The sequence below is a fragment of the Yoonia sp. R2331 genome (genome assembly GCF_041103235.1).
GTDB lineage: Bacteria > Pseudomonadota > Alphaproteobacteria > Rhodobacterales > Rhodobacteraceae > CANMYO01.
Window position 1 is genome coordinate 1010604 of sequence record NZ_JBGCUN010000001.1, and the last position, 20686, is coordinate 1031289.

The following is a 20686-nucleotide window of genomic DNA, read 5'->3' on the forward strand; positions in this document are numbered from 1 at the left end:
AGGAGGCACATCATGATCCCCGGAGAAGTCATTGCCGTAAAAGGTGAAATCACGCTGAACGCCAATGCAAAGGCGGTCACGATAATGGTTGCAAACACTGGCGACCGCCCGGTGCAGGTCGGCAGTCACTACCACTTTGCCGAAGCCAACCCCGCGCTCGACTTTGACCGCGATGCAGCCCACGGTCACCGCCTCGACATCGCCGCGGGCACTGCCGTGCGGTTCGAGCCGGGCCAAAAGCGCGAGGTGGACTTGATCCCGTTTGGGGGCAGCCGCGTGGTTTATGGTTTCAATCAAAAAGTCATGGGGGGGCTCTGAATGCCCGCAACGATTTCCCGCGCCAGCTATGCCGCGATGTTTGGGCCGACGACCGGCGATAAGGTGCGGTTGGCCGACACGGATCTGATCATCGAAGTTGAACGCGATTTGACGGCAGAGGCTGTCGGGGCCGCTGGAACCGGTGGGCAGGGCCCCAATGCTGCGGTTTACGGAGAAGAGGTCAAGTTCGGCGGCGGTAAGGTCATTCGCGATGGCATGGGACAGTCGCAGGTCACACGCGCTGCAGGCGCGGTGGATACCGTCATTACCAATGCGCTGATTGTTGATCATAGCGGCATCTACAAGGCTGACGTGGGCCTCAAAGACGGGCGCATCCACAAAATCGGCAAGGCGGGCAATCCCGATACCCAGCCGGGTGTGGATATCATCGTCGGACCGGGAACCGAGGCCATCGCGGGCGAAGGGCGGATCCTGACCGCTGGTGGCTTTGACAGCCATATCCATTACATCTGCCCGCAGCAGATCGACGACGCGCTGCATTCGGGCGTGACCACGATGCTGGGCGGCGGCACGGGGCCGGCGCATGGGACACTCGCAACGACTTGTACACCGGGGCCATGGCACATCGGGCGCATGCTGCAGTCAGCGGATGCTTTTGCGATGAACCTCGCGTTCGCGGGCAAGGGTAATGCATCACTGCCAGAAGCACTGGAAGAACAAGTCAAATCAGGGGCTTGCGCGCTGAAGTTGCACGAAGATTGGGGCACAACGCCCGCGGCTATTGACTGCTGTCTGGATGTGGCTGACCAGATGGATGTGCAGGTGATGATCCACACCGATACTTTGAACGAAAGCGGTTTTGTGGAACATACGGTGGCCGCCATGAAAGGCCGCACGATCCACGCCTTTCATACCGAAGGTGCGGGTGGCGGTCATGCACCCGACATCATCAAAATATGTGGCGATGCCAATGTCTTGCCATCCTCAACCAATCCAACACGACCGTTCACGGTAAACACCATCGAAGAGCACCTTGATATGCTGATGGTCTGTCACCACCTGGACAAATCGATCCCCGAGGATGTGGCCTTTGCTGAAAGCCGGATCAGGCGTGAAACCATCGCGGCAGAGGATATTCTGCACGATATGGGCGCCTTCAGCATCATTGCCTCAGACAGTCAGGCCATGGGCCGTGTGGGCGAGGTGCTGATCCGCACATGGCAGACCGCCGACAAGATGAAAAAGCAGCGCGGCGCGCTGGCCGAGGAAACCGGCGATAACGACAACATGCGGGTGCGGCGCTATATCGCGAAGTATACGATCAACCCGGCCATTGCGCATGGTATCAGCCACGAAATCGGCTCGATCACCGAAGGTAAGCGGGCTGATCTGGTTCTGTGGAATCCGGCGTTTTTCGGTGTGAAGCCTGAAATGGTGCTGATGGCAGGAACGATTGTCTGCGCGCAGATGGGGGATCCCAATGCCTCTATCCCGACGCCGCAGCCGGTCTATAGCCGCCCGATGTTCGGGGCCTATGGCCGATCGGTCGAACGCTCTGCCGTGATTTTCGTGTCCGAAGCGGCGCAGGCGGATGGGATTGGTGATAAGCTGGGGCTGGCGAAGGATACAGTTGCCGTGCAAGGCACGCGCGGAATTGGTAAGAAGGATCTGATCCTGAACGACGCGTTGCCGCAGATCGAAGTGAACCCGGAAACCTACGAGGTCCGCGCAGATGGAGAATTGCTGACATGCCAACCCGCAGACGTGCTGCCAATGGCGCAAAGGTATTTCCTGTTTTGAGGTGGGTCGCCCTGCCACTTGCGTTGATGGCGCAGACCGCATGGGCCTGTCCGGTGGCCGAAGATTTGGCGACTGGAATCCGAGTGACGGCTGCGGACGGCACCGTCGATGTCTATCGCGATCTGGGTGACGGCACGGTCGCGCAAGAGATCGACTTTGGCGATGGTTCTGTTGCCAAGAACGTGCTGGCGCGGGGCGTTTATGTGCTGCGGCTGGCGGTCGAGGACGGCGGTGTCCTCGACCTCGATAGTGTGATGCAGACGACATATGATCGTAACCCGGCTGCGATGGTGCCGCCGACACCGGGCATGCAGGACAAGCTACGCACAACGATCACCGACACCTCTGGCAGCTACAAAGAATTGCAGTCGCATAACTGGGGCGAATCAACCGAAGTTCGGATTGGTGAGTGTACCTATGAGGGGATCGTTGGTGATGTGCGCTATGACAGTGATGAGGGCGCTATTGTGGAAACAGTGCACTATCTGCCTGCGCTTGGGCTGGGGCTCTTGATGGCCTATACCTATGACGACGAACCGACCGAAACCTATGACTTGATCCGCATCGAGGCCGTACAATGACCAGCCTGCCACGCGCGATCAAGGCCCATCCCGTGGCGCTGGGCGGCGCGCATGATGCGGGCTGCACGCTGGACTATGATGGCCGATTTGTGCGGCGCAAACGGCTGATGACGGACGCTGGCTGGCCCTTTGTGGTTGATCTGGCCCAGACCACATCCATGGATGAAGGCAGCTTTTTTGAGCTGGATGACGGGCGCACCGTGATCGTGCATGCCGCGGTTGAACCGCTTTTGATGGTCAAGGGCAACCTGCCGCGACTGGCCTGGCATATCGGCAATCGGCATACGCCGTGCCAGATGGAAGCGGACCACCTGCTGATCCAGCGCGATCCGGTTATTGCCCATATGCTGGAACATCTTGAGGCGCAGGTGACCGAGGTTGACGCGCGGTTCCGCCCCGAAGGCGGGGCCTATGGGCACGGCCGGACCCTGCCGCATGAACACGGACACAGCGCGCATGAGCATTGATCCCACGTTGGTGCTGGCCCAATGGCTGTCGCCGGGGTTCCCGGTCGGTGCATTTGCCTATGCGCACGGATTAGAGGCTGCAATCGCGGATGGGCAGGTCAGGGATGCAGATAGCCTGACCGCGTGGCTCACGGATGTGCTGGAAAATGGCAGTGGCCGCTGCGACGCAATCCTGATGCGCGCAGGCTTTGGCGATGCGGCAGAGGCTGACGCCCATGCCCGCGCCTTTGCCGCCAGCGCTGAACGTCTGCTGGAAATGGACCTGCAGGGCCGCGCGTTTTGCCAAACGCTTGCAGCGACCGAAGGGATGGTGCTGGACGCGCTGGCCTATCCGGTGGCTGTGGGGCAGGCGGCAGCGCAAAAAGGGCTGCCGATGAATGCAACGGTGGCGATGTATTTGCAGGCCTTTGTCGCCAATTTGGTGTCCGCAGCACAGCGACTGATGCCGTTGGGCCAGACCGAAGGGCAAAGGGTTTTGAACGCGGTGCGGCCTGTGGTCGCCGCGGTCACAGCGGCCACCGATGGTGCCGGGCTGGATGATCTTCATAGCAGTGCCTGGATGTCCGATATTGCCGCGATGCGGCACGAAACCATGACGACGAGGATATTCAGGACATGAAAAGCACCCACGGACCCGTGCGCGTTGGCATTGGTGGTCCTGTTGGCGCGGGCAAAACCACGTTGACAGCCAATCTTGCGCGTGCGCTGCACCCGAAGATGTCGATTGGCGTGATTACGAACGACATCTACACGCAGGAAGACGCAGAAGCGCTGGTGCGCATGCAGGTGCTGCCCAGCGACCGGATCATCGGGGTCGAAACGGGCGGCTGCCCGCACACGGCGATCCGAGAAGACGCCTCGATCAATCTGGCAGCAGTGGCGCAGATGCGGGACCGGCACCCCGAGGTGGACATGGTGCTGATCGAAAGCGGTGGTGACAATCTGTCGGCGACATTCAGCCCCGAGCTGGCCGATATCACTATCTATGTCATCGACGTGGCCGCCGGCGAGGAGATTCCGCGCAAAGGTGGACCCGCGATCACCAAATCCGATCTGTTGGTGATCAACAAGACCGACCTGGCACCCTATGTCGGCGCTGATCTGGACGTGATGCGCCGGGACGCGGCGCGAATGCGGGGTGACAAGCCCTTTGTCATGGTCAGTCAGCGGCAAGACGATATGTCACCAGTTATCAGTTCCATTCTGACACTTGCGGGCTTTGAATGATAACCGCGATGCACTAGGGTCGCGCGAGGCGAGCGCCCGTGCATGCGGCTTTCCCAGTTCGATGTTGACCAGTTTATGTTGATGCTTTGGCGTCCCAATCCTTGTCCGCGGGGCGGTGATGACAGACAAACACTATCTTGAGGCAGAGCTAGAAGAGCGTCTGTCACGGGACCCCGAGATATGGGAATTTATCAGGCAATCGACGCTGGATGGTGTCTGGTTCTGGGACCTTGAAGACCCGGCGCACGAATGGATGAGCCCTGAATTCTGGCAAACCTTTGGTTATGATCCTGACAAGATGCCGCATTTGGCGGACGCTTGGCAGGATATCATAAACCCAGAGGATCTGAAGATCGCCCAGGTCAACGTGGGTCGGCATATCGAAGACCCTGACCATCCGTATGATCAGGTTGTGCGATACACCAAGGCCGACGGCAGCACGGCCTGGGTCCGGTGCAGGGGGCTGGCGCTGCGCGATGAGACAGGCAAGGCCGTGCGGCTTTTGGGCGCGCATACTGACCTGACAGAATTGATCGTCGCGGCTCAGGTGCGCGAGGACGCTTTTCAACGGACCAATGCGCGCTTGAACGCAATCCTTGATGCCGCACACAGTGGCATCATCGGGTTGGACGGGCAGGGGCAGATCAGCTTTATCAACCCCGCGGCGCGGCACATGTTGGGGGCGCTGCAACAAGAACCGCCCTTGCCTTGGCCGCCCGAATACCTGTTTCTTAGTCCCAATGATCTGTTGCCGATCAAGGAAGAAGACTCTCCGGTCCAGCGATCCTTGCGCGGCGAGGCCCTGAACGGAGAACTTTATGTGATCCGCCGCCGCAACGGGGCCGACCTGCGCTATTTGCGGATGTCAAATGCACAGGTGAACGGCGGCTTTGAAACCGATGTGACATCTGTTCTGATCCTTGACGATATCTCGGAACAAGAACGCAACCGGCAACAGATTGAACGGTCCAGCCGATTGGACGCACTTGGGCAGCTTACGGGTGGAATCGCACATGATTTCAACAACATGCTGGCCACAATTGAATATGCCGTGCAGCTGTCCCAGGATCAGGACGACCCTGCGCGCGCCAACGATTTTCTACAAACCGCACTGGGGGCTGTGCGTCGTGGCGCGGATTTGACACAACGCCTGCTGGCCTTTGCCAAGAGCCAGCCGGGGCTCGCAAAGTCATGGCTGATTGAGGATGTCTTCAATCACTTCTCAGCCCTCGTGAAACCGACCATCGAAGAGCGGATCACCCTGGTGTTCAGCATCGAAGACCCGGGCATGTACATCTTTTGCGACCGCAGCCAGCTTGAAAATGCAATGCTCAATCTGGTGCTGAACAGCCGTGATGCGATTGTGCGATCCGGACACGGCGACACCATCCGCATCAGCGCGCGCAATGTGACCAATCAATTGGGCCAGACCATTGATGGCGATGGACAGGCCGCAACTTCTGACAACGCGGAACCCGACGACGACCGGTCTTCGCGCTTTGTCGAACTGGCCGTCAGTGACAATGGCCCGGGCATGGATGAAGAGGTCAAGAAACGCGCCACTGACCCCTTCTTTACCACCAAGGAAAGTAGCGCAGGCACCGGGCTTGGCCTGTCGATGGTCTATGGTTTTGCGACCCAATCGCAGGGACAGCTGCGCATCTATTCAGAGCTGGAGCACGGCACAACTGTGCGCATCTTACTGCCGCGTGGCACCTACGAGGGCGGGCGCGAGGGGCCTGTTGCCCGCAAGCGCGCCGTCAGCGGTAACGGCCAACATGTACTGCTGGTTGAGAACGAAGAGCGGCTGCTGGACATTATGACTGAACTGCTGATCAGTCTGGACTACAAGGTCACAACCGCGACGTCCGGCGCGCAGGCCCTGGCAATTGTTGAAGACGGTCTGGACTATGATCTGTTGCTGACGGATGTGGTAATGCCGGGCAAGTTGGGTGGCTTTGATCTGGCCCGCGCGGTGCGCAGGATCGACCCTGAAAAGCCTGTGCTCTATATGTCTGGCTACACCGGCTTCTCTGAGGCTGAGATGGGCGAAGTTGTCGCCCCACTGATCCAGAAACCCTGTCCCCCCGACGAATTGGGGCACACGCTCTACGACGCCCTGAACACACCTAAGTCCTCTACCAAGACAAAGACCTAATACCAGACAACGACATGACGCATATTCTAATTCTCGAAGACGACACTGACTTTGGCACGCTGATGGCCGAAGGATTGGAAGACCAGGGCTACGAGGTGACGCTTTTTGATCGCGCCTCCAAGGCATTGGCCTTTCTTGAAAAGGCCAGGATTGATTTGGTCATTACAGATGTATTTGTCGAAGCCGAGGGGCAGCTGATCCCTGACGGCGGCGTAACTCTTATCGGTGGGATCAGGGCTGCCTCGCGATATAGCAAGGCCGCCCAGAACCGCGATGTGCCGATCATCGCCATCACCGGGCGCGGCGGGCTTTTGGGCAAGGAATTCGGGCTGGCTAACGCGGCCGGAATCGGCGCTAATGCAGGCCTGCAAAAGCCCTTTGCCCAGCCAGAGTTGCTGGACACGATCAAGCGGCTGTTGAAGAACGCTTAATCTCAGTTCCGACGGCAGTTCGCTGCGTTCTGCGCGCCAAAGTGGCGCAGAACACCGGGCTATCGGCCCAGCTTGCGCGCTATATCTTCGCTCAGCTGCAGGATCGCTTGCGATTGTGCCGCCGCCACCGCTGCTGGTTCGGCCGAGGCAAGCGGGATCGTGATGTTGAATGACGACGACGTGTTGCGGAAATCAATGCCATCGCCGCCGACAAAATAGGTGCCTACCAGATGGAAATTGCCATCCGCGCGCGCGATCATGTCTGACACCCGGATATCAATGCCAACGTCTGGCAGGCCCGGAAATGGCCAAGGGTCGGGCCCCACGGTGGCGGTCAGGATGTCGTCCAGATGTCGCGCGATCTCAAGCGTCACAGCGCGGGCGGGATCATCGGCCCACAACAGCTCTCCGGTTGAGGTGATCACACCGGGGGCTGTTTCAATCGCCAGTTCCTCAGCCGCGGCATAAGCAGGGAGCGACACGGTTTGCACCAGCGCAGAGCCCACAAAGGCGCGCAAGTCCAGCGTGGATTGCGCTGTGGGATAGGCCACGCGTGTCAGCGTGCCGGAACAGGCCGCCAGCGCGACCAGCGCCATCATCGTTAAAGTTGTTCGCAACATTTCAGCGCCCCGTCAGCAGTGAATTGGGATTGCGCTGGATTGCGCGTGCCAGCGACGATACGGCATCTGCGGCTTCCTGGATATCCCGAAGTGTAGAAAGTGTCTCGGCGTTGAACCGCGACCGTTCGCCGTAGGATTGCAGCACCGCGTCGGTCTGATTGACCAATGCCGTGGCGCGGGCCGACAACGCTGGCAGGGATTCTGCCGCCGTTTCAATCGCGCGGGCGGCATCCGCCGCAGAAGCAAGGGCCGCATTGACATTCGTGATGGCCCCGCCGGTGCGGACCTCTGCCAGGAACATCGACATCTGATCAAGCGCCACGGTCAACGCGCCCGGCAAATCCTGCGTCGCATCTGCGCCGACCAATGTATTGATGCTGTCCAGCGTCGCAGCCGTCGCCGCGACCAGCCCTTCAAGGTCAAGTTCATTGGCCTTGGCTGCCAGTGCGTTCAGCTCTGCCGTGATCGCTGGCAAGTCGGTGGCGGCAGTATCAATGCTCGCCGCCGCGCTATTGGCCGCGTTGATGGCAGAGGTCAGCTGCGTTGCCACATCCGCCGCTGCAAGTGTCGCCAGAATGCCGTCAATTTCGGCCACAACACCACGCAGATCAGCAGGGATTGCCTGCACATCATCCGAGGCGATCAGGCCACGCGCCTCTTCGACAAGCGCCACAAGCGACGCAGGTGCTGCCTGTAATGCCTCACCCGCCAGGAAGGCATCAATCTGGTTCAGCGTGGCGGTGGCTTCGGTCACCAGCGCCTCCAGCTCGAGCGCGTTGGCCTTGGCTACCAGCGCCGAAATCTCTGCTGTGAGTGCTGGCAGGTCGGCTGTGGCCGCGTCGATGTTGTCGACGGCGGTGCCAGCGGTTTCGACCACGGTGCTGATCCGTCCGACCAGATCAGCCTCGCCCGCGTCGGAAACTATCGCGTTCAGCTCTGTCACGATCGCGCGCAGCTCTGACGGGATGGCCTGAATGTCCTCGGATGCAACAATGCTGCGTGTATCCTGCAGAAGCGCGACGATTTCGTCCGGGGCTTGGCTGACCCCGTCGCTGCGCACCACCTGATCAAGGCTGTCCATCAGGTCGATGGCAGAGGTCAACAGTTCCTCGATTGGCAGATCGTTGACCCGGTCCAGAACGGTCTGTGCTTCGTCACCGACGTCCGCGATGGCATTGTCGGTGGTGGGCAAGACCGGATAGGGTTCTGCGCCCAAGTCGACGAACGCGCGTTCGGCGTCGGGGTCTTCGAACAGCTCTACATTCAATGCACCTGACAAAATGTTGCCCGTCACCAGCCGCGCCCGCAGGTTGGTGGTGCGCACCATATCGGTGATCAAGATCAGCGCGTCCTCAGGCGTGGCCTCTTCGGACAGGCCCATACGGCCCGGTTCAACGGCAAGTATCGTGCGCAACCGCACCAGTGGGCCGCTGACACGGTCCTCTACCGCGACGGCACCAAGGCCAGTGACTGTACCCACGCGCACGCCGCGGAACCTGACATCGGCCCCGGTGGTCAACCCGCTGACCGAGCCGTCAAAGAATACAGCAAGGTTCAGAACTGGCAGGTCCGGATCGTCGAAAAGGCTGTTGCGTGCAGTTTCTTCGCTTTCGAAAAGGTCAAAAGTATCGCCGTCCACGACCGGTTCCCCGCCCGAGACGATGGTGTCAAACGCGATCCCGCCTTCGATCAGCGAGGCAATTGAATTGACGTTCAGCGCAATGCCGCCTGCACCCAGCGAGATCGAAAAGCCAGAGGTGTCCCAAAACCGCGTGTTGGTCGTGACCCGACGGTGATACGGGGCTTCGATGAAGGCAGCCACCGTCACGCTTTGCCCGTCCGGCGACAGGCGCGGGGTTTCAAGGTATCCGACCTGAATGCCCTTGTGCAGGATCGGCGCGCCCGAGGTCAGCGAACTGCCATCCTTGGTCCGGAGGGTGATGGCAACGCCGCGTTGATCAACCCGCGCGATAGGCGGATCTTCCAACCCGATAAAGGAATACTGCTGGTTGTCGGGATCATCATTCCAGCTACCTTCGATGTAGACCCCCGAAAGCACCGTATCGAGGCCTGAGATCCCGCGCACCGACACATCCGGCCGCACAACCCAGAAACTGGCATCCTGATCCAGATAGGGCGCAATGGTCTGATCTACTCGGACATTGACAAGCACCTGTCCCAGCCCGTCGGCAAACTCGACACTTTCGACACGGCCAACCACCACGTCACGATAGCGCAGCTCGGTTTCTTCGGACTTGATGCCAGATGCGTTTTCAAAGGCAATCTCGATCAGCGTGCCCTGATTGGCGTAGTTCTGATAGGCCACCCAAAGACTGACGGCCAAGGCAATCAGCGGCACCAGCCAGACCAGCGACAGCCGCTGCAACAGGCCGGGCTTTGCGGTCTGGACGTCAAGCGGGGCAGGGGTTGGCGTGTCGCTCATGCGGTTTTCCTGTCTGCGTCCCAAATCAGCCGGGGGTCGAAACTTTGGGCCGAAAACATCGTGAAGATCACCGAAAGCGCAAAGCTTAGCGCTGCAATCCCGGGATTGATTGTCGCAATGGTATTCAACTGCACGAGCGCTGACAGAATTGCAACGACGAAGACATCAATCATCGACCAGCGCCCGATGAATTCCACCACGTCATAAAGCTTGTGACGCTGGTGCATATTTGCGACGGACCGGCGCTGAACCGAGACGGCAAGATAGCCGATCGCAAGAAACTTACCCAATGGGATCATGATCGAAGCCACAAAGACGATGGCCGCAATACCATAAGACCCATAATGGACCAGTTCGACGACGCCACCCAGAATGGTGCTTTCCGAATGATCGATCAGCGTATTGGTGATCAGCATCGGGTAAATATTTGCGGGAATAAACAGAATGATGCCCGCGATCAGCCATGCCCAGACCTTTTGCAGGCTCTGGGTGTCGCGGCTTTGCAGCGCGCCGTGACAGCGCGTGCAATGCGCGGTCCCCATCTGGTGGACCTGTCCACAACGGCGGCAGGCGACAAGCCCGGCCTCGCGCGCGGTGATCAGGCCGCCGGGGTGGCTTTGTCCAGAGCTTCCCAAATCGCGTACCTGTTCATCAGTTGGTCTTTGAAAACGGTGATCACCACCAGTGCGGCGAAGGCATAAAACGCGGGGCCAAGCGTGACACTTGCCATACCAGCCACTTTGATCAGCGCGACGGTCACGCCAACCATGAAAATCTCGGCCATAGCCCACGGGCGCAAGGTTTCGGCCAGGCCGAAGGCTTGTCGCGCCAAAGGGCGGGGGCTGGCGCCACGGATCAGCGGACTGATGGCATAGACGATCGCGATCAGCCGGGTCAGGGGCAAGATGATGATAAAAAGCGCCACCGCAACAGCGAGCGGCATGGCAAGGCCTGCGTTAAACGCGGCAATCGCGTTGAAAACCGATGTGGCATTGTGATTGCCCGAGACATTCAGGTCCATAAATGGAAAGCTGATTGCGGCCACCATCAGCACCATCGCCGAGATCGCAAGGCTCACCACACTGACCAGTGCGCCGGGGCGCGCCGTCTGCAGTACCGCGTGGCAGCGCTGGCAGGACGCCGAGGCACCTTCAGGCAGGGCCGCCGCGCTGTGCAACGTGTCGCAATGCGGGCAGGCAACCAGTTCTGTGAGCGGTGGCAGTGCCATGTCACGAAAGTCCTGTCAGGCGCGGCCAATCCTTGCCTTTGCCGCTAATATAGGGTGCGCCACGGGCAAGCGCCATGCGTCCCATGCGATGTGGGATTTTCAAATTTTTTTCATAGGGTTGCGCCGCTAACTTCATGTTCATGTAAGCGTGATGTCGCAGGGCAGTGCGTGCTTGAGCACGCGTTCAGCATTGGGAATGTCGTTGCCTTCGGCCCGGCGGGTTGCAACGGCGCGCGAGTAATTCAAAGACAACCAACGATGAATCAGCCGCGCGCGCAATTGCTCCATCGGGATGTCCAGACGGGCGGTCAAGTCCCACAAAGGGGCTAGAAACTCCCACGGGGCCTCGTCAAACATCAGATAATTGCCTTCGACGATCACCACCTGGGTGTTGGCCGGCACAGCAATGGCGCCTGCGATGGACAGGTCGCGAACCCGATCAAAGGCCGGCACGAAAACTTCAACATTCTCTTTCAAGCGGTTGATAAGATGAATGAAACCGATGGCGTCAAAGGTTTCTGGCGCGCCCTTGCGCGGGCGCAAATCGCGCGCTTCCAAAATGGCGTTATCAAGGTGAAAGCCGTCCATCGGCACCACAACGGTACGTACTTTTTGCAATGTCAGGCGACGCGCGACCTCTTCGGCAAGGGTCGATTTGCCGCTGGCGGGTGCGCCCGCAATACCCACCAGAACGCGTGGATTCTGCGCGCAAAGTTCGTGCACCCGTTCGGCCAACGTGTTGACGTGCATTGTAATATCCTGCACCGGTTCACCTGCTCTGTTCGCTTTGCTTTTGGTCAGACTAGGCAATGGGCCGGACCTGCGCGAGCGCAAAATGCTGCACCGGCAAAAAACGGCGGTACTTGGCGGCGGCGGGCATCTGGCCTAGCTATTGCGGATGACCACAGCGCCCGAAACCCCACCGAAACGCCGCATTTGGCCTCTGCGCCTTTGGTCGCTGCTTTACGCCACGTGGAACGTCGCAAGCGAACGGCACGTGGGTTTGATCTCTGCTGGGGTGGCGTTCTTTGGGATTTTTGCAATCTTTCCGGCGATTTCCGCAGTGATTGCGATATTTGGTCTGGTTGCGGACCCGGTTATCGTGCTCGAACAGATCGCCCTGATGGAAGATATCATCCCGCAAGAGGCCTACGCCTTGTTGGTGGGGCAGATGGGGCGGCTACTCGCCGCGGGGACCGGCACCTTGGGATGGGCCACTTTTGTCTCTATCGCGCTGGCACTTTGGGCGTCGCGGGCAGGGGTGGCAGCCTTGATGGGCGGGTTAAATGCGATAGCAGATCGCCCACCGCGCAACGGGTTCAAGCAGGTCATCGTGGCGCTGACGCTGACCATTTGCCTTGTGGCACTGGCGATCACGGCGATGATGGCGGTGATCATAGCCCCCATCGTGATCGCCTTTGCGCCCATCGGCGCGGGCAGCGCACTGATCTTAGAGGCGGTGCGCTGGCTTGTGGCATTCTGTGTGCTTTATGCGGCGCTTGCCTTGCTCTACCGGTTCGGGCCCAACCAGCGCGGTGCGCGCATCCGTTGGTTTACGATCGGGGCGGCGACCGCAATTGCGCTGTGGATCGCGGCCTCTGCCGGGCTGTCCTATTACCTGACCAACTTTGCGAGTTATAATGAGGTTTACGGCTCGCTTGGGGCGGTCATTGGTATGCTGCTGTGGCTCTATATCACGTCTTACCTGATCCTTCTGGGCGCGGCGCTAAACCTGCAAGTGCATGGCCGCATCGACGGTGAAGCGCGCTAGGAATAGGCACTTTTGCCGAATGTGTCACAAATAAGGCGCAGAAACGGCGAGATTCCCCCTAACTTTTTCTAGAAATAGCGAATCGATCAAGATAGTGTGGTTCCAATCAAAATGGACACGACCCCAAAAGAGGGCGTGCAATGAGGCGGAGCAAATAGAATGTCAGCGATTGATTTCGTTGTCCGTGGTGATGCGGGCGTAGTAGAGCGTGGCGCGATCACTGGATCGGGCAATATTATTGTTGGTGCGGGTCAGGATATTTCCCTGAACCTGCAGCGCAGTCACATCTTGTCTTACATGCGGCAGGGGCAGGCGCTTCAGATTACGCTGGTTGATGGTCAGGTGATCACGATTGAAGGGTTCTTTGATGCCGGTGGCGCTGTCGAGAACCAGCTTTTCATTTCGTCCAGCGGTCAGTTGGCAGAGGTGCAGTTAACCGCCTCTGAGGGCAATTTGCTGTTCGCGCAATACGCGGATGCCGACAGCTTTGGCAAATGGTCGCCCGATGATGACCTTTACTTTGTGCAAGCCGCTGATCTGCCGATTGCAGGGGTAGAGCCCGCGTCAGAGGCGGGCATGCTTGGCGTGCCGCTGATGGCGGGTCTTGGCGGGCTTGGTGCGGCGGTTCCCATCGCTGCAGCGGCTGGCATCCCGCTCTTGCTGGGTGGCGGCAGTGATCCCGACCCGGTTGACGACGTTAATACCGGTGGCGGCGGTGGTGGTGTTGATGCCCCCGGCCCATCGACCCCAGACGAGGTTGACCCCGAAGAGCCGACCGATCCGGTTGATCCCGTTGACCCGGTTGATCCGCCGGTTGTTGCGATCACCGAGGGCACCAAGTCGCAGGGTCACGTCGTCAATGACGACGACCACAGCGATGGCGTCACAATCAGCGGTTCTGGCACGCCGGGCGCGTCCGGCACCGTAACCGTGGGCGACGCGACCCACGACGTCACGGTTGATGATGATGGTAACTGGACCGTGACCTTTGACCCGACAGAGGTTGAGGGCGGCGAATACGAAGTCGACGTCACCGTCACCCTGACCAACGAGGGCGGCAGTGCCACGACAAGCGATGTTGTGGTGATCGACACCTTTACCACCGTCAGCTTTGACGCTTCCACCGTTGAGGGTGAGGGCGTGGTCAACTTTGACGAAGAGGCTGATGGCGTTGTTCTGACCGGCACGACGCAGGAAGGGTCCAGCGTTGTGGTCAGTTTTGGCGGCAACGACTACACGGCGACCGTCACGGGCGGGTCGTGGTCGCTGGATGTGCCCGCGGGCACCTTCGCGCAGGGCGAATATGATGTCGACATCACCGTGACGGCGACCGATGCCTACGGCAACACGGCGTCCACAATGGATACGCTGCATATCGACACGATAACAAACGTAACCGTCGACACCAGTGCAGTTGGTGGCGACAACACGATCAACATGTTCGAGCATGAAAGTGGTGCGACAGTCGTCGGCACAGCACAGGCCTATGCCAGTGTAGAGGTCACGATGAACGGCCATGTGAACACGGTGCAGGCCGATGCAGATGGCAATTGGACCACAACCTACACCAATGCGCAGGTGCCAACCGGCACCCTGACGCAAGAGGTGACAGCGGTGGCAACCGATGCTGCAGGCAATACTGCGACCGCCTCTGGCACGTTCGAGATTGATACAGAGCTCGACGTGACCGTGAACACCGACAACGTCGAAACCGATGGTGTCGTGAACATGGTCGAGCGGTCAGATGGCGTGACGCTGACCGGCACGTCAGATGCAGGCGCAAATGTGCAGGTCGTCTTTGAAAACGGCGTCCGCAATGTGGTCGCTGACAATGATGGCAACTGGTCCGCGGACTTTGCCGCCAGCGAAATTCGTACCGGCGATGTTGAGGTCGGCGCGCCCGTGCAGGTCACTGCGACCGACGCGGCAGGCAACGTGGCCACGACCAGCGGCACCGTGCAGCTTGATACGTACGTCAATCGCCTTGCCAATGTCGGCGTGGTTGAAGGTGACGATATTGTCAGCAATGCAGAGGCGGCCGATGGCATCACCCTGCAGGGCGTGGTCGAGCAGGGGTCAACCGTGAACGTGACCTTCGAAGGCGTAACCCACGCGGCTACGGTCAACACAGATGGCACGTGGTCAGTGGACTTTGCCGCCGATGAAATCCCGTCGGGTGAATATGTCGCAAACGTGGTGATCGAGGCGACAGATGCCGCAGGCAACACAGCCTCTATCACCGATACCTTCACCGTGGATACGGTTGCGCCTGATGCGCCAAACATTCAGGGCTTTGGCAAGGATCACGAGGGTGTCGATACCGTTCGCGTGCTGGCCGAAGGTGATAGCCTCGCCAATCCGCGCGAGTTCCATGCGACCGAAAACGGCGGCGATGATGCCACAGCACTGGACGCCACCGGTTTTGCCGGGCCCAGCGCCCAGACCTGGTACGAGTTCCCAGATGGTCAATCCGTACCAGATGGCAGCCACATCGTCGTCACCGACAGCGACGCGGCGGGCAACAGCAACTCTACCCTGTTTGTGCTGGACGACATCAACGGGTCCACCGTGGATGTGACCGGTGCAGGACTGGACGGGTTCAACATTGGTGCGATCGATCTGGAATTTGCCGAAGACAGCGAATTGACCCTGTCGCTCTCTGATCTGGAAGCGATGAGCCAGAACGACAACACGCTGATTATCCACGGTAATTCAGATGACACGGTGACCCTTGAAACTGCGGCAACAGCAGCGGGCACCACGACCATCGATAGCAAAACATACGACGTTTACACCGTCGGCGATGATGGCGGTAAGCTGATCATCGGCGAGGATGTGAATCTGATCACGCCCGTGGTCTAAGACGACAAAGACCGGGGCCGGCCAAATCCGGCCCCGTTTCGCCCAAGCGACAATAATAAACATCCGGGGCACAAGCGGTGGTACGACAGGCAGTTTTCTACAGAACAAGTGCGCTTTGCGCAGCGATGGCTCTTGCGGGCTGTATGGAAGGCATGGGCGACAACATCCCATCCTTGCCCTCAATGGGGGCGGCCAGCCAACCCAGCACGCAAGCGCTGACTCCGGTGCAGGCCAATGGCGACAGCTCTGCGATCATCGAAAGCCTGATTGACCGACGCTCCTTGCTGCCCTCTGGCCCTTATGCCCAGGTTTCAAACGCCGTCCTTGCCGCCAATTCCCGCGCGGCAGAGGCGGACCTGCGCGCCGCGCGACTGCGGTCAGAGGCGCGCAATTCAAACTGGTTGCCAACGATTGGCCCCAACGTCTCTCTGACGTCTTTGGGTGACGTGGTGACCTCGCTGGTCGTTGATGCTGTCCTCTTTGACAACGGCGGCAAGAAGGCCGAGCGCGACTATGCCGCCGCTGACGTGGAAGTGGCCGCAGTGGCACTGGCGCAGGACACCAATGAACGCGTCCTGCAGGGGTTGGAGCTGTATCTGGCAGCCGAAAAATCGCGCGCGCAGGCGCAGGTGAACGCAGACGCCATGGCGCAGATGGAACGCTACGCCTACATCATGTCCGAACGGGTGAAGGGTGGCATTTCAAGCCGCGTGGACCTGAACATCGTGCAGCAAAAGCTGAACCAGATGCAGGCGCAGATGGCCTCTGACAAAGAGGCCACGAATACCGCATTAGCCGAACTGTCGGCCATGTCGGCCAGCTCTGTTGACGGGATCACCGGCATATCCACCATTGGTGCCGAACACACTGCCAAGCCTTTGGCCGTGCTCAAGGCAGAGGCCGAGGCATCCCGCGCCATGGCCGAGGCCCGCGCGGCCCGCGCAGGGCTGTTGCCCAGTTTGACCGCATCCGCCAGCCGGTCGGGTGGAGAAACCAACACGGGGCTAAACCTCGGCGGGGCAGGGATCGGGTTTGGCACCGGCGCATCGCTCAAAGCGTTGGAAGAAACCCAAGCCGCCGCCAATGCCCGCGTGGGGCAGGTGCGCGAAGATACGAACCGCACCCTGCGCGCGCTGGAGGCGGAACTGGCTTCGCTGCAACGGCAAGAGGCGCAGGCGCAAACGCTCGCCGCGCAGGCCGCATCGAATTATCAGGTCTACGCCGCCCAGCAACGCGAAGGCACCCGGTCAGTGCCCGAAACCGTCGGCCTTTTTGAAACCAAAGTCCGGGCAGAGCGTGAGGCCGCAGCACTAAAATTCGATGTGGCGCGTGTCGCGCTTCAAATCGCGGCGCAAAAGGGCGTGCTGGTGGACGGGGACAAGATATGACCGGACCGGTGCTGGCCTTTGACATGAACGCCACCCAAGGGGCCAAGCTGGGCCGGATCGTGCCCAAACAGGTCGAAGCGGCGGTTGCAAACACCGTTGACGAAGCCCCCATCGTTCACGTCGACGAACCCACTTCGCGGTTCAGTGAACGCGCCGTTCACCGCGCGGACATTGCTGCCGTCTACGCCGGTATCCTTGGGGTCGAACTGCAAAAGACTGATATCCTTGAACGGCTGACCGCTGACAGCGATGATCTGTCCAGTGACGCGATCGCCGCGGCCCTGTCCAACGTGGGACTGGTCGCCAATGTCACGACGGCCCGCCCCCCCAAGGCCAAGATGTGGCCCGCACTGGCCGAAATGACGAGCGGTCAGGTGGTGCTGGTTCTGCGTCAGGACGGCGACACACTGACAGTTTACGACACCACCCAGACCGACAATCAGGCCGAAGTGGCGCTTGATGAATTTCTGCCGGTCTTTGCGGGCAAAATCATTCGCGCCGATGTTGCGCTGACCGAACTCAACCGTCGCCATGCGTCCACCGGGCTCAAGGCGCATTGGTTCTGGGGTGAGATCTACAAATTCCGCCGGATCGTGGGCGAAGTCGCGTTGGGGTCCTTTGTGGCCAACCTGTTGGCCGTGGCCGTGGCGCTGTTTTCGCTGCAGGTCTACGACCGGGTCATCCCGCACCAATCCATCGCGACGCTTTGGGTGTTGGCGATCGGCGCGGGCATGGCGATGCTGCTAGAGGCTTTCCTGCGCATCGCCCGCGCTCGTCTGATGGACGGAGCAGGCCGCCGGATCGAGATGCGCATTCAGACCCTGCTGATGGATCGCTTGCTGGGTATGCGCGCCGGTCAGCCGGGCCAGACGCCTTCGGGCACCTTCGCGGCAGTGCGAGAGTTTTCGGCAATCCGCGAATTTTTCACGGCCTCGACCATTGGCACCCTGACGGATCTGCCGTTCATCGTACTTTTCCTCGCCCTTGTCGCCAGCATTGGCGGCAACGTGGTTTGGGTATTATTCATTGGCGGCATCCTGATGGTGCTGCCCAGCTTCTTTATGCAGAAAAAGATGATGGAGCTGACGCTTGCCACACAAGGGGCCAGCACCAAATCCAGCCGTCTGCTGCACGAAGCTATCTATGACGCCGACACGATCAAGGCGCAGCGGGGCGAAGAACGCTTTCGCCGCATCTGGGGTGAACTGACGGCACTTTCTTCTATCGCCACGTCTGAACAACGCAAACTGGCAACAACGCTGACGTTTTGGTCCCAAGGCGTCCAGCAAGCGACCTATGTGGCCGCCGTTGTGGTCGGCACTTTCATGGTGTTTCAGGGCACGTTTACGATCGGCACGATCATTGCGGTAGGCATCCTGACCAGCCGCACCCTTGGCCCGCTGACCGGCCTAGCCGCGACGCTGGCACGCTGGGCCAACGTCAAGGCAGCACTCGAAGCGCTGGATCAGATCGCAGACGCGCCACAGGACAACGAAGAAGACCGGACCTATCTGCGCCGCGAGGCGCTGCGCGGTGAATACGAGATCCGCGAAATGGGCTATGCCTATGATCAGGACGGCGCGCGAACCCTTGATATTCCGGCCCTGAAAATTCCGGCAGGCCAACACGTGGCGATCCTTGGGGCCAATGGCTCTGGCAAGTCCACGCTGCTGAAAGTCCTGTCCGGCCTGCACCGCCCGACCACAGGTCGCGTCTTGATCGACGGGGTGGATATGGGGCAAGTGATGTCCCGCGACCTGCGCCGGTCCATCGGCTATCTGGGGCAAGAGGTGCGGTTGTTCGCCGGCACCTTGCGAGAGAACCTGAACCTGACGCTGCTGGAACGCGACGACAATCGCCTGATGGCCGCCCTCGATTTTGCGGGCCTCGGCCCCTTTGTCGCGAACCACCCCAAAGGCCTCGACCTTGAAATCCGCGACGGCGGTGAGGGCCTGTCCATCGGCCAGCGCCAATCCATCGGATGGGCGCGCCTGTGGCTGCAAGACCCGCGCGTGTGCCTGCTGGACGAACCCACTGCCGCCCTCGACCAGACGTTGGAACAGACCCTTGTTAGCCGCCTGTCCACGTGGCTTGAAGGCCGCACCGCGATCATCGCGACCCACCGGGTGCCGATCCTGCAACTGACAGACCGGGTCACGATCCTGCAAAACGGGCGGCTGTCCGTGGATGGCCCCCGCGATGAAGTGCTGGCGCATATGCAAAAGAACAAGAAAAAGGCGGGCTGATGGCGACCGTTGACGCAGAATTCGAAAGCGGCATGCGTGGCTCCAGCCTGACGATCTGGCTGGTCGGGGCCACGGTTCTGCTGTTCCTGCTTTGGGCGAAATTCGCCTGGATTGACGAAATCGTCCGCGCCCCGGGCGAGGTTGTCAGCGCCTCGCGCCCGCAGATCATCCAGAACCTCGAAGGCGGTATTCTGGCCGAACTGCTCGTCGGTGAAGGCCATGTGGTGCAAAAAGGCGATGTGCTTGCGCGCCTGCGTGGCACCCAGTTTTCAACCTCTGTCACCGACCTCGAAGATCAGGTGATTGCGGCCGAAATCCGGCGGCTGCGGCTCGAGGCCGAGATCGCGGGACAGTTCGATTTCACGGTGCCCGCCGATGTTGCGGCGCGTAGTCCCGAAATCCTCGCCTCTGAACGGGCGCTGCTGGCGGCGCGGCAATCCGACTATGCCGCCAAGGTGGATGGCGCGCAGCGGGTCCTGACTGAGACCAAGCGCGAATTGGCCAGCATGGAAGACATGTATGCCCGCGAAATCGTGTCGCTGCTGGAAACAACCCGCGCGCGCAAGGCCCACGCCGATGCAGAGGTGAAATACAACGAAATCGTCACTGGCGCTGAACTTGAACGGGCAGGGGCCTATTCCGAGACGTTGCAGCAACTGGCAACACTGGCCCAAGATCTGCGCATGGCGTCTGACCGGTTGCAGCGTACGACGATCCGCGCCCCAATGCGCGGTATCGTCAACAATCTGGGTGTCACCACCATCGGTGGCGTCGTGCGGCCGGGCGAAGAAATTTTCCAGATCATCCCGCTGGATGACGAACTCTTTGTCGAGGCCCATGTGAAGCCCGAGGACATCGCCAACGTTGTTCCAGGTCAAGCGGCGACAATCAAGTTTTCGGCTTACGATTACACGATCTACGGCAGCCTGACCGGTCAGGTCACGGTGATCTCTGCAGATACCTTCAAAGACGAACGCCGAACGGAGCAGGATGCGCACTATAAGGTGACGCTGAAGGTCGACACTGCCAATCTTGACGCACGCCAGCAGCAAATCCTGATCCGTCCCGGCATGCAGGCCGCTGTGGAACTGCACACCGGTGAAAAGACGGTGCTACATTATCTGACCAAGCCGCTTTACCGGTCGCGAGAGGCGCTGCGCGAGCCGTAGTCACACAGCACCGCCC

18 protein-coding genes are annotated in these 20686 nt (G+C 60.1%); 13 read left to right on the plus strand and 5 right to left on the minus strand.

All coding sequences use genetic code 11. The features are described 5' to 3' along the window. Positions 1-12 precede the first annotated feature (12 nt). From AB3Y40_RS05095 to AB3Y40_RS05130, 8 genes are all read left to right on the plus strand, one after another. On the plus strand, positions 13-318 hold the full coding sequence (locus AB3Y40_RS05095; protein ID WP_369437711.1) for an urease subunit beta: 306 nt from the start codon (positions 13-15) through the stop codon (positions 316-318). After that, a complete protein-coding gene (ureC, locus tag AB3Y40_RS05100) occupies positions 319-2079 on the plus strand; it encodes an urease subunit alpha (protein ID WP_369437712.1) in 1761 nt (586 codons plus the stop codon). Between the two features lie 26 nt (positions 2080-2105). Then, positions 2106-2660, plus strand: a complete 555-nt coding sequence (locus AB3Y40_RS05105) for a hypothetical protein (protein ID WP_369437713.1) — start codon at positions 2106-2108, stop codon at positions 2658-2660. Continuing rightward, a complete protein-coding gene (locus tag AB3Y40_RS05110; RefSeq protein WP_369437714.1) occupies positions 2657-3127 on the plus strand; it encodes an urease accessory protein UreE in 471 nt (156 codons plus the stop codon). The genes AB3Y40_RS05105 and AB3Y40_RS05110 overlap by 4 nt, the downstream gene beginning before the upstream one ends. Beyond that, positions 3096-3746 (plus strand): urease accessory protein UreF, encoded by a 651-nt coding sequence (locus tag AB3Y40_RS05115; RefSeq protein WP_369437715.1) that lies wholly within the window; start codon positions 3096-3098, stop codon positions 3744-3746. The genes AB3Y40_RS05110 and AB3Y40_RS05115 overlap by 32 nt, the downstream gene beginning before the upstream one ends. After that, the gene (gene ureG, locus AB3Y40_RS05120) at positions 3743-4354 is read left to right on the plus strand and encodes an urease accessory protein UreG (protein WP_369437716.1); all 612 of its coding nucleotides are present in this window, start codon (positions 3743-3745) and stop codon (positions 4352-4354) included. The genes AB3Y40_RS05115 and ureG overlap by 4 nt, the downstream gene beginning before the upstream one ends. Before the next feature lie 118 nt (positions 4355-4472). Further along, positions 4473-6512: a hybrid sensor histidine kinase/response regulator gene (locus AB3Y40_RS05125; protein ID WP_369437717.1), complete on the plus strand. Its 2040-nt coding sequence runs from the start codon at positions 4473-4475 to the stop codon at positions 6510-6512. 14 nt (positions 6513-6526) lie between these two features. Beyond that, positions 6527-6943 carry a response regulator transcription factor gene (locus tag AB3Y40_RS05130; RefSeq protein ID WP_369437718.1) on the plus strand — a complete coding sequence of 139 codons (417 nt, stop codon included), beginning with the start codon at positions 6527-6529 and terminating at the stop codon, positions 6941-6943. A gap of 59 nt (positions 6944-7002) precedes the next feature. Here the strand turns inward: AB3Y40_RS05130 and AB3Y40_RS05135 are convergent, their stop codons facing one another. The 5 genes from AB3Y40_RS05135 to AB3Y40_RS05155 form a co-directional block, all read right to left on the minus strand. Further along, entirely contained in the window at positions 7003-7563 is a 561-nt protein-coding gene (locus AB3Y40_RS05135; RefSeq protein ID WP_369437719.1) for a PqiC family protein, read from the minus strand. A gap of 1 nt (position 7564) precedes the next feature. Beyond that, positions 7565-10006: a PqiB family protein gene (locus AB3Y40_RS05140; RefSeq protein ID WP_369437720.1), complete on the minus strand. Its 2442-nt coding sequence runs from the start codon at positions 10004-10006 to the stop codon at positions 7565-7567. Then, positions 10003-10641, minus strand: coding sequence for a paraquat-inducible protein A (locus AB3Y40_RS05145; protein WP_369437721.1), 639 nt, complete (start codon positions 10639-10641; stop codon positions 10003-10005). The genes AB3Y40_RS05140 and AB3Y40_RS05145 overlap by 4 nt, the downstream gene beginning before the upstream one ends. Continuing rightward, entirely contained in the window at positions 10605-11234 is a 630-nt protein-coding gene (locus AB3Y40_RS05150) for a paraquat-inducible protein A (RefSeq protein ID WP_369437722.1), read from the minus strand. Before AB3Y40_RS05150 ends, AB3Y40_RS05145 begins: the two co-directional genes overlap by 37 nt. A 138-nt stretch (positions 11235-11372) precedes the next feature. Beyond that, on the minus strand, positions 11373-11984 hold the full coding sequence (locus AB3Y40_RS05155; protein ID WP_369437723.1) for a nucleoside/nucleotide kinase family protein: 612 nt from the start codon (positions 11982-11984) through the stop codon (positions 11373-11375). Positions 11985-12132: 148 nt separating this feature from the next. Here AB3Y40_RS05155 and AB3Y40_RS05160 point away from each other — a divergent pair, with 148 nt between their 5' ends. The 5 genes from AB3Y40_RS05160 (at position 12133) to AB3Y40_RS05180 (ending at position 20670) form a co-directional block, all read left to right on the plus strand. Further along, positions 12133-13005: a YihY/virulence factor BrkB family protein gene (locus tag AB3Y40_RS05160; protein ID WP_369437724.1), complete on the plus strand. Its 873-nt coding sequence runs from the start codon at positions 12133-12135 to the stop codon at positions 13003-13005. 159 nt (positions 13006-13164) lie between these two features. Next, the gene (locus tag AB3Y40_RS05165) at positions 13165-15867 is read left to right on the plus strand and encodes a BapA/Bap/LapF family prefix-like domain-containing protein (protein WP_369437725.1); all 2703 of its coding nucleotides are present in this window, start codon (positions 13165-13167) and stop codon (positions 15865-15867) included. 152 nt (positions 15868-16019) lie between these two features. Continuing rightward, on the plus strand, positions 16020-17255 hold the full coding sequence (locus AB3Y40_RS05170) for a TolC family protein (protein WP_369437726.1): 1236 nt from the start codon (positions 16020-16022) through the stop codon (positions 17253-17255). After that, positions 17252-19501, plus strand: coding sequence for an ATP-binding cassette domain-containing protein (locus AB3Y40_RS05175; protein WP_369437727.1), 2250 nt, complete (start codon positions 17252-17254; stop codon positions 19499-19501). The genes AB3Y40_RS05170 and AB3Y40_RS05175 overlap by 4 nt, the downstream gene beginning before the upstream one ends. Then, positions 19501-20670 (plus strand): HlyD family efflux transporter periplasmic adaptor subunit, encoded by a 1170-nt coding sequence (locus AB3Y40_RS05180; protein WP_369437728.1) that lies wholly within the window; start codon positions 19501-19503, stop codon positions 20668-20670. Before AB3Y40_RS05175 ends, AB3Y40_RS05180 begins: the two co-directional genes overlap by 1 nt. The last annotated feature ends 16 nt before the right edge of the window (positions 20671-20686 follow it).

Bases quoted from the DNA above. Each gene is read 5' to 3' on its own strand.
- AB3Y40_RS05180 (WP_369437728.1), top strand. From the start codon at position 19,501: ATGGCGACCGTTGACGCAGAATTCGAAAGCGGCATGCGTGGCTCCAGC.
- AB3Y40_RS05160 (WP_369437724.1), top strand. From the start codon at position 12,133: ATGACCACAGCGCCCGAAACCCCACCGAAACGCCGCATTTGGCCTCTG.
- AB3Y40_RS05105 (WP_369437713.1), top strand. From the start codon at position 2,106: ATGGCGCAGACCGCATGGGCCTGTCCGGTGGCCGAAGATTTGGCGACT.
- AB3Y40_RS05170 (WP_369437726.1), top strand. From the start codon at position 16,020: ATGGGCGACAACATCCCATCCTTGCCCTCAATGGGGGCGGCCAGCCAA.
- AB3Y40_RS05095 (WP_369437711.1), top strand. From the start codon at position 13: ATGATCCCCGGAGAAGTCATTGCCGTAAAAGGTGAAATCACGCTGAAC.
- AB3Y40_RS05165 (WP_369437725.1), top strand. From the start codon at position 13,165: ATGTCAGCGATTGATTTCGTTGTCCGTGGTGATGCGGGCGTAGTAGAG.
- AB3Y40_RS05175 (WP_369437727.1), top strand. From the start codon at position 17,252: ATGACCGGACCGGTGCTGGCCTTTGACATGAACGCCACCCAAGGGGCC.
- AB3Y40_RS05155 (WP_369437723.1), bottom strand. From the start codon at position 11,984: ATGCACGTCAACACGTTGGCCGAACGGGTGCACGAACTTTGCGCGCAG.
- AB3Y40_RS05110 (WP_369437714.1), top strand. From the start codon at position 2,657: ATGACCAGCCTGCCACGCGCGATCAAGGCCCATCCCGTGGCGCTGGGC.
- AB3Y40_RS05150 (WP_369437722.1), bottom strand. From the start codon at position 11,234: ATGGCACTGCCACCGCTCACAGAACTGGTTGCCTGCCCGCATTGCGAC.
- AB3Y40_RS05115 (WP_369437715.1), top strand. From the start codon at position 3,096: ATGAACACGGACACAGCGCGCATGAGCATTGATCCCACGTTGGTGCTG.
- ureC (WP_369437712.1), top strand. From the start codon at position 319: ATGCCCGCAACGATTTCCCGCGCCAGCTATGCCGCGATGTTTGGGCCG.
- AB3Y40_RS05135 (WP_369437719.1), bottom strand. From the start codon at position 7,563: ATGTTGCGAACAACTTTAACGATGATGGCGCTGGTCGCGCTGGCGGCC.
- AB3Y40_RS05140 (WP_369437720.1), bottom strand. From the start codon at position 10,006: ATGAGCGACACGCCAACCCCTGCCCCGCTTGACGTCCAGACCGCAAAG.
- AB3Y40_RS05130 (WP_369437718.1), top strand. From the start codon at position 6,527: ATGACGCATATTCTAATTCTCGAAGACGACACTGACTTTGGCACGCTG.
- ureG (WP_369437716.1), top strand. From the start codon at position 3,743: ATGAAAAGCACCCACGGACCCGTGCGCGTTGGCATTGGTGGTCCTGTT.
- AB3Y40_RS05125 (WP_369437717.1), top strand. From the start codon at position 4,473: ATGACAGACAAACACTATCTTGAGGCAGAGCTAGAAGAGCGTCTGTCA.